The sequence below is a fragment of the Arthrobacter halodurans genome, from assembly GCF_041877255.1.
GTDB lineage: Bacteria > Actinomycetota > Actinomycetes > Actinomycetales > Micrococcaceae > Arthrobacter_N > Arthrobacter_N halodurans.
Window position 1 is genome coordinate 89,175 of the sequence record NZ_JBHDLJ010000014.1, and the last position, 7,741, is coordinate 96,915.

At 70.5% G+C, this 7,741-nt stretch carries 6 protein-coding genes; 4 read left to right on the plus strand and 2 right to left on the minus strand.

Annotation, left to right across the window (positions count from 1 at the left end; genetic code table 11):
* Positions 1-290 precede the first annotated feature (290 nt).
* Positions 291-2,396: an SH3 domain-containing protein gene (locus tag ACETWP_RS14655; RefSeq protein WP_373973006.1), complete on the minus strand. Its 2,106-nt coding sequence runs from the start codon at positions 2,394-2,396 to the stop codon at positions 291-293.
* Between the two features lie 349 nt (positions 2,397-2,745).
* On the opposite strand from ACETWP_RS14655, the gene ACETWP_RS14660 reads away from it, so the two are divergent.
* From ACETWP_RS14660 to ACETWP_RS14675, 4 genes are all read left to right on the plus strand, one after another.
* Entirely contained in the window at positions 2,746-3,870 is a 1,125-nt protein-coding gene (locus ACETWP_RS14660) for a CdaR family transcriptional regulator (RefSeq protein ID WP_373973007.1), read from the plus strand.
* Between the two features lie 82 nt (positions 3,871-3,952).
* Entirely contained in the window at positions 3,953-5,137 is a 1,185-nt protein-coding gene (locus tag ACETWP_RS14665; RefSeq protein ID WP_373973008.1) for a glycerate kinase, read from the plus strand.
* A gap of 9 nt (positions 5,138-5,146) precedes the next feature.
* Positions 5,147-6,502: a GntP family permease gene (locus tag ACETWP_RS14670; protein WP_373973009.1), complete on the plus strand. Its 1,356-nt coding sequence runs from the start codon at positions 5,147-5,149 to the stop codon at positions 6,500-6,502.
* Between the two features lie 183 nt (positions 6,503-6,685).
* On the plus strand, positions 6,686-7,096 hold the full coding sequence (locus ACETWP_RS14675) for an RNA-binding S4 domain-containing protein (RefSeq protein ID WP_373973010.1): 411 nt from the start codon (positions 6,686-6,688) through the stop codon (positions 7,094-7,096).
* Positions 7,097-7,233: 137 nt separating this feature from the next.
* Here ACETWP_RS14675 and ACETWP_RS14680 read toward each other — a convergent pair whose 3' ends face one another.
* Positions 7,234-7,533 (minus strand): hypothetical protein, encoded by a 300-nt coding sequence (locus tag ACETWP_RS14680; protein ID WP_373973011.1) that lies wholly within the window; start codon positions 7,531-7,533, stop codon positions 7,234-7,236.
* Positions 7,534-7,741: the final 208 nt, after the last annotated feature.

Consider the following 7,741-nt stretch of genomic DNA (forward strand, 5'->3'; position numbering starts at 1 on the left):
GCCCATCCCTGCACGGCAGGGCCAGAGGTCCCACGCCACCGCTGCCACCCCGGGACAGCAGGTCCTTCCCGGCCAGTACGGGACGGCGAGCCCTCCCTAGCCCGCCGTCCCGGCGACTCCCCAAGCCCGACGTCCTTCCCAACTTGAGGGACGTCCGCTCCTACTTGAGGGGGGCGTCCGGCCCTACTTGAGGGACGTCCTTCCCTACTTGCGGGACGTCCGCTCATACTTGAGGGGGGCGTCCGGCCCTACTTGAGGGACGTCCGGTCCTTCTTGAGGGACGTCCGTCCCTACTTGAGGTAGGCGCCGTGGACCCACCCGGTCTTGGAGCCGTACGTGACCTGGACCCAGAGACCCTTGGTCGCCTTGGAGGTGACCTTCGCGTTGGCCGGCAACACGACCACGGCGCGGTACGCGGTGGAGGCTCCGGTGCGCAGATTGACCCGCGCCGTCGTCGTCCGGGTCTTGGAGGCGGTCGCCGCGGCGGGCTTGGCGGCCGACGCCGTTGTCGCGGCCGTCAGCTGGGTGGCGGGCACCCACCCCACCGTCGAGCCAACGACCACGCGGCGCCACGACCCGTTGGAGGCGTTGACCGTCACGGCCGCGCCCTTCTGCAGGATCTTCACGATGGACTGCGCGTGGTCCGGCCCCTTCCGGACGTTGACCTTCGTCGTCGTGCGGAACTTGGCGGCCTTCAGCGCCTTGGTCACCGGTTTCGCCGTGGTGGGCGCCTTGGCGACGTAGCGGGTGGAGACCCAGCCCGTCGACGTCCCGTGCTTGACCTGGGTCCACGTCCCCTTCACGGCAACCTGGGTCACCTTGGTGTTCTTCGGCAGGACCTTGAGGACCTTGAAGGTGGTGCCCATTCCGGCGCGCAAGTTCAGGGCCACGCTGGTCTGCAGCGTGACGACGGGCTTGGCCACCGGCTTGGGGGCGGGCTTCGGGGCCGGGGTCGCGACCGGCGGCTTCGGCGCGGCCGGCTGCGTGACCGGCTTGGTGACCGGCGGTTTGGCCGGCGCGGGCGCGGCGATCTTCTGCAGGAACTCGGAGGCCACCCAGCCCGCCGTCGTCCCGGACGCGACCTTGGACCAGGTGCCCTGAGCGGACAACGCCGCCACGGCGGTGCCCTTCGGCAGCACCCGGATCACTGCGTGCGTGCCGCCCGCGCCGGATCGGAGGTTCAGGTTGACGGTGGTGCGGTGGGTCGCCGCCTTGGCAGGCGACGTGGGGGCCGGCGTCGTGGGAGCCGGCGTCGTGGGGGCCGAGGCGACGCGCGTCAGGTAGCTGGAGTACACCCATCCGACGGTGCCCGCGTAGGACACCTTGTACCAGCCGTTCAGGTCGGCGGACACGGTGGCCTTGGCACCCTTGGGGAGAACCTTCAGCACGGCGCTGCCGGTGCTCGCTTGGGAGCGGATGTTCACGCCCGAGTTGGCGGAGTAGGTGCCAGCCACGGTGGTGGTGCCCGAACCGACCTGTCCGGACGGGACGACGTCCTCGTCGGGCGAGCCGGCCTCCTGCTGCGGTGGCGGCGACGGCTTGCCCGCGACCTTGTAGGGCGACACGCCGGAGTGGAGCACCCAGCCGGTGAAGCCGTTTGCGGTGACCCGGACGTAGCCGTTGCTGATCTCGCCCGGGATGCCCCTCATGGCGGTATTGACGGCGAGCGTCGACAGGACCTGGGAGGAGGCGGTCGGGGCCGAGCGCAGGTTCAGGGTCGACGCCGCGTAGTAGCTGCACGACGTCGGGCGGAGGTCCGGGTAGATGCGGCTGGCGTTGCCCGCGAGGTCGACCCCGCGTGCCTTGAGCCACGCGGTGGCATCGAGCGACTTCCCGGTGTACCAGGCGCCTTCCCAGACCTCGAAGTGCAGGTGGGGGCCCGTGGACGGGCCCGAGTTCCCGACGAGGCCGATCTGCTGGCCGGCCTTAACCACGGACCCGGCAGCGACGTGCGTGGTGGCCTTCCACATGTGCACGTACACCGTGTGGAAGGTCTTGCCGCCGAGGACGTGCTTGACCACGATGTAGCCGCTCGAGTTGGCGGTTCCGTTGCTGGTCCGGGTGACGACGCCGTTCGCGACCGCGTAGATGGGATCGTTGTTGGCCGCGCCGAGGTCCTGGCCCAGGTGGTACGTGGAGCCGCCGATGACGGGGATGCAGCGCGCGCCGTACCGGGAGGAGAACCGGTAGGTCTGGGGCTTCAGGGGAAGGGCAACGCGCTCGATGCTCACTGCGGTGGCGGGCGAGAGCGCGGGAATACCCCCCGGGACGACGGTGAGTCCGTGCGGCTGCGATCCGGGTCCGGCGGCCGAGGCCGCGCCCTGGCCCGAAGCCAGCAGGGCGACGGTGAGCGCCGACGCGGCGGGGACGGAGAATGCGCGCTGAAGAGAGACCATGCGGGACACACCTGTCTAGCGAACCGGCTGAGCCGGCGAGAACGGAAGGGCGAGTGGAAAGCGAGTGGAAAGCGTTCGAAGTGCGGGTGGACCAACAAGGGAATCCGGGTGCCGTCCCCCGACGGCTGGACCGGGGCGTCCCCCGACTACCCCGATCCGAGCACTAGGCTAACCGACGCAACATCCTTCACGGAAGACTCATTTCATAACTTTTATCCCATTGGTTTCACGAGTAACAGCGTGTCGGTGCGACACGACGGACGGCGGCAGCTCCTGCGGGTGCCGGAAAACGCCGATCCGGCGGCCCGCGTCCGGTCTCCGTACCACGCCGCCGCCCTAGACTGGCGCTATGTCCGCGCCCCTCAGCCGCGGCCTGGCCCAGCGTGTGGTGGACCAGGTGTCGCCCGCCCTCGCCCACAACATCAACGTGATGGACCGGGCCGGGATCGTCATCGCCTCGCGGGATCCGGCACGGATCGGCACGCTCCATCGGGGGGCACGGGAGGCCGCGGCGACCGGCGTCCCCGCGGTGATCCATGCTGGCGAGGAGCCGGCCGGGGCCCGACCGGGCGTCAACCTGCCGCTGACACTCGACGGAGACATCGTCGGCGTCGTGGGCCTGACCGGCGATCCCGCCACCGTCCTGCCCGTGGCCCAGATCCTGGTCCTGACGATCGGCCTGCTCCTCACGCGGGAGCGCGAACTCGATGCCTCCGCGCGGCGCGAGGCCCGCGACCGGGACCTGCTCTCCCGCCTGGTCAACAGTGACCTCGACGCGCGGGCCGTCGGGGCCTCGCTGGCCGGCGACGCACCCCGCCTCGCGGCGCCGTGGCGCCTGGCCGCCGTCGTCGACGCACCCTCCCCGGCCTCCGCTGAGTCCCGTCTGCCCCGCAACCTCCTCGACATCACACGGCGCCTCGAGAGCACCGGCCGCTTCCGCTGGGCCTCGTTCCAGGGGGCGCTGTGGGTCTTGGGCCGCGCCACCGAACACGACGACGACGCGTTGGCCGCCGCCGGGATGGCGGCCGCCGCGGCGTCCGGCACCACCTCGAACGCCTCCGCCACGCTGCTCGTCCGCGGAGACGCCTGCCCCGACATCGAAACACTCGGTGGGTCGGCGAAGACCCTCGGGGCGCTGCTCGCCAGGCCGCGCTTCCTTCCGACCGGGAGCCCCGTGCTGCGGTCCGGCGAACTCACGGCCGAGCTCGCCGTGGCGTGCATGCCCGCGGAGACGGCGCGCCATCTTGCCTCGCACGTGTCCGGCCTCAGCGCGGTCCATCGGGCGACGGTCAACGCGTATCTGGACTCGGGGCGGTCGATCTCCGAGACGGCGCGCGCCCTCTTCGCACATCGCAACACCGTCATTCAGCGGCTGGACCGGATCGCCGAGACGACTGGCCTGGACCCGCGGGATCCGCGCCAGTCCCTCACGCTGCGCTTGGGCCTGGTGGCCGCCCGGGGATGGGCGACATAACCATAAGGACGCCCTTTGGCGGCTTCCGAAGTGGCTGAATTGACCATAGTGTGGTGCCCGGGGTCACACTAGTGTCGTAGGCATGCCTCCCCGCCGCGCCCCCGTCGTCGTCGCCGCCCCCGATTCGTTCAAGGGCAGCGTCACCGCCGCCTCGGCCGCGGCCGCGCTGGCGCGCGGCGCCCGCGCCGCGTTCGGTCCGGACGCGGAGATCGTCGAGCTCCCGCTGGCCGACGGCGGCGAAGGCACCCTGGACGCCCTGCTGGCGGTGTGGCGGAGAGAGGCGATGACCGTGGACACCACGGACGCCCTCGGCCGGCCGCGCACGGCGCGCTGCGTGGTCTCCGAGGACGGCCGCGTCGGCGTCATCGAGGCGGCGGAGGGCAACGGCCTTCCCCATGTTTCGGACGTCGCGCTGCGGCCGTTGCGCGCCGACAGCCGGGGCGTCGGTGTGATCGCGCGGCACCTGCTGGACGACGGCGTCGAGGAGATCCTGCTCTGCATCGGCGGGTCAGCCAGCACCGACGGGGGCACCGGGCTGCTGACCGCCCTCGGGGCCCGTTGTGTCGACGCCGACGGGGAAGAGGTGGAGCCCGGGGGCGCCGGGCTGTCCGCCATCCGGGGCGTGGATTTGGGCGCGCTTCACCCCCGGGCGGCAACCGTCCGGTGGCGCATCGCCGTGGACGTGGACAACCCGCTGTGTGGCCCCCGCGGGGCGGCGGCCGTGTTCGGCCCCCAGAAGGGCGCCACCGACCGCGACGTCGAGACGCTGGATGACGGCCTGTCGAACCTGGCCCGGGTTCTGGCGCGTGCCACGTCGGCCGACCCGAAGGAACTCGTCGAGCGTCCCGGCCTGGGCGCCGCGGGCGGCCTGCCGCTTCCCCTGGTTGCCCTCTTCGGCGCCGAAACGCTCCCGGGCGCCCAGCTCATCGGCGACGCCGTTGGACTGCCCGCAGCCCTCGCCCGCGCCGACGTCGTCCTGACGGGAGAGGGCAGCCTGGACTCCCAGTCGCTCGGCGGCAAGGTCGTCGACGCGGTGCGCCGGCTCGCGCCGAAGTCGACCGCCGTCGTCGTCATCGCCGGAACCGTCCAGTTGACGGCCGCGCAGTGCCGCGACGCCGGGCTGACCGCCGCGTTCTCCATCGCCCAAGGTCCCTCGTCGCTGGAGGCGCTCGTCGCCGGTGCCGAAAGCCTCATCGAGGAGACCGCCGCCCAGGCGTGCGCGGCACTCGGCTTCCCCCACTCGACCCACCGCACCCTCGGAAAGTAAAGGTTCCCCGTGATAGACCTGCTGGTACTGCTCTTGTTGGTGGTCGGCATCGTGCTGGTCACCGCCAAGTACAAGATCTCGCCGTTTCTCGCCCTGCTCGGCGCGGCCCTCATCGGGGCGTTCGCCTTCCGGCTGCCGGTCGAGGAGATCATCCCGACCATCACCACGGCGTTCGGCGCCACCATGGGCAGCATCGGCCTGGTGATCCTCTTCGGCACCATGATTGGCGTGATCCTCGAACGGTCCGGCGGCGCGATTGCCATGGCCGACGGCCTGATCAAGGTCCTCGGCACCCGATTCCCGACCCTCACCATGAGCGTGATCGGATACATCGTGTCCATTCCGGTCTTCTGCGACTCCGGCTACGTCATCCTGAACTCGCTGAAGAAGGCGATGGCGGAACGCGCCAAGGTCTCCCTCGTGGCCATGTCGATCGCCCTGATGACCGGACTCTACGCGACCCACACCATGGTTCCCCCGACACCGGGGCCGCTGGCGGCGGCGGCGAACCTCAACGTCGTCGACAGCCTGGGCCTGTTGATCGGGCTGGGCCTCGTGGTCGCTGCGGTTTCGGCCGGCGCGGCCCTCCTGTACGCGAACCGGTTCCTGAAGAAGGACGTCGAGCTCCTGCCCCTCGCCCCGGAGGAGACGGAAGTGAGCTACGAGGAGCTCAAGGCCGCCTACGGCAAGCTGCCGAGTGGCCTGATGGCGTTCCTTCCCATCCTGCTGCCGATTCTGCTGATCTGCCTGGCCTCGGTCGCCAAGCTTCCGGGCGCCCCGATGGGCGAGGGTGGACTGTTCGGCACGCTGGTGTTCCTGGGAACCCCGGTGGTCGCGCTGGCGCTCGGCCTGATCGCGGCCACGTTCCTGCTGCGCGGCAAAGGCAAGCTCGCGGCCTTCAATGAGCAGATCTCCGACGCGATCCTCATCGCCGCCCCCATCCTGCTCATCACCAGTGCCGGTGCCGCGTTCGGTGGCGTCCTGGGGAAGAGCGCGATCACCGGCTTCCTTTCCGACAATCTGGCCAGTCTTGGCCTGGGCATCGCGGTTCCGTTCGTGATCTCGGCGGCGCTGAAGACCGCCCAGGGATCCTCCACCGTCGCGATGGTCACGACGTCGGCCATGCTGCTTCCCTTGTTGGAGCCCCTAGGCCTGGCCTCGGGGGCGGGCCCGGTGCTGGCCGTCCTGGCCATCGGCGCCGGAGCCATGGTGGTTTCCCACGCCAACGACTCCTACTTCTGGGTGGTCTCGCAGTTCAGCCGCATCCCAACCGCAACCGCCTACCGGACGCTGACGCCGGCGACGGCGATCCAGGGCCTGGCGGGGTTCGCTTCCGTCTGGGTGCTGAGCCTTTTCCTGATCTAAGCGACACCCGGGGTGCACTCCCCCACGACGGCGTGGAGGGTGCGTCCTGCCGCGGTGGTCGCGGGATTAGCGCCGTCCGCGACGTCGGTGCGGAAGGACGGCGCACCGCGTGCGCACCGGACAATCCTTGCGATCCGGCCCCACTGTCTCGAGGGATGATGTCGCCGGTAAGCTCGGGGGAATATGACGACGCCGACCGCCAAAGCAAAATCCGCCGTGCGCATCGATGCCTGGCTGTGGGCCATCCGCGCCTATAAAACCCGGTCCGCAGCGACGGCCGCCTGTCGCGCCGGGCACGTCCGACTCAATGGGCGTCCCGCAAAGGCCGCCCAAACGGTGGTGCCCGGCGACACGGTTCGGGTGCGCCAGTCGGGCTTCGAACGGATCCTTGAGGTTCGAGGGTTGATCGTGAAGCGTGTCGGCGCCGATGTGGCGGCGCGCTGCTACACGGACCACACGCCTGAACGCCCGAAGGAACTGGTCCCCATGGTCCCCCTCAGGGACCGCGGAACCGGCCGCCCGACGAAGAAGGACAGGCGCGAAATGGAGCGGCTGCGCTCGGCGCTCCATCCCTCGGACCACCCCGGCGACTGAGGACTGGGCGGTCTGCGGCTTCGATCCACCAAGCCGCAGACCCGTAGCCGGATCGGGGAGTAGCGTGTGTCATCGCGGTCCCGCGGAGAGGTCGGCAGCGCTGGCCCGGATGGCGCTGCTGAAGCCCGAACCACGTCCTAGAACGGAAGGTCCTCGTCTGCGGGCGGCATCGCCGCGACCGGAGCACCGTGCATGTCAGGAACGGTCGGGTGCAGCGGCTGGCGCGATGACGTGCCGACGGGCTGACGCTTCCGCTCCATGAAGGAGAAATGGATTCCGGAGATGCGGGGCTGCGGTTTCCACGAACAGCCTCGAGACTTCGCCACGGTTTCGAAGATCGAGGACGACATGGCATCCGAGTCCTCGACGGCGCTGCCTTCGAGGATCTGGAGCCGATTTGCCGCGCACCGCGCAAGGAAGGTTCCCACCAGCACCATGTCATGCGCCTCCGACGTCGGACTAAAGAACTCTGTGACCGCAGGGCCGGTGGGCGGTGTCGTGATGGCCCAGGGGTCCGAAGAACCGACCTCCCTGTCCCCGGAACCGGCCCCCGGACCGCCCGCGGCGCCGCCTGCCGCGGGACCCCCGTCCGGACCACCGGCACCGCAGGACCCCGCCCCGGCACCCGCCCGACCCGACTCCGCC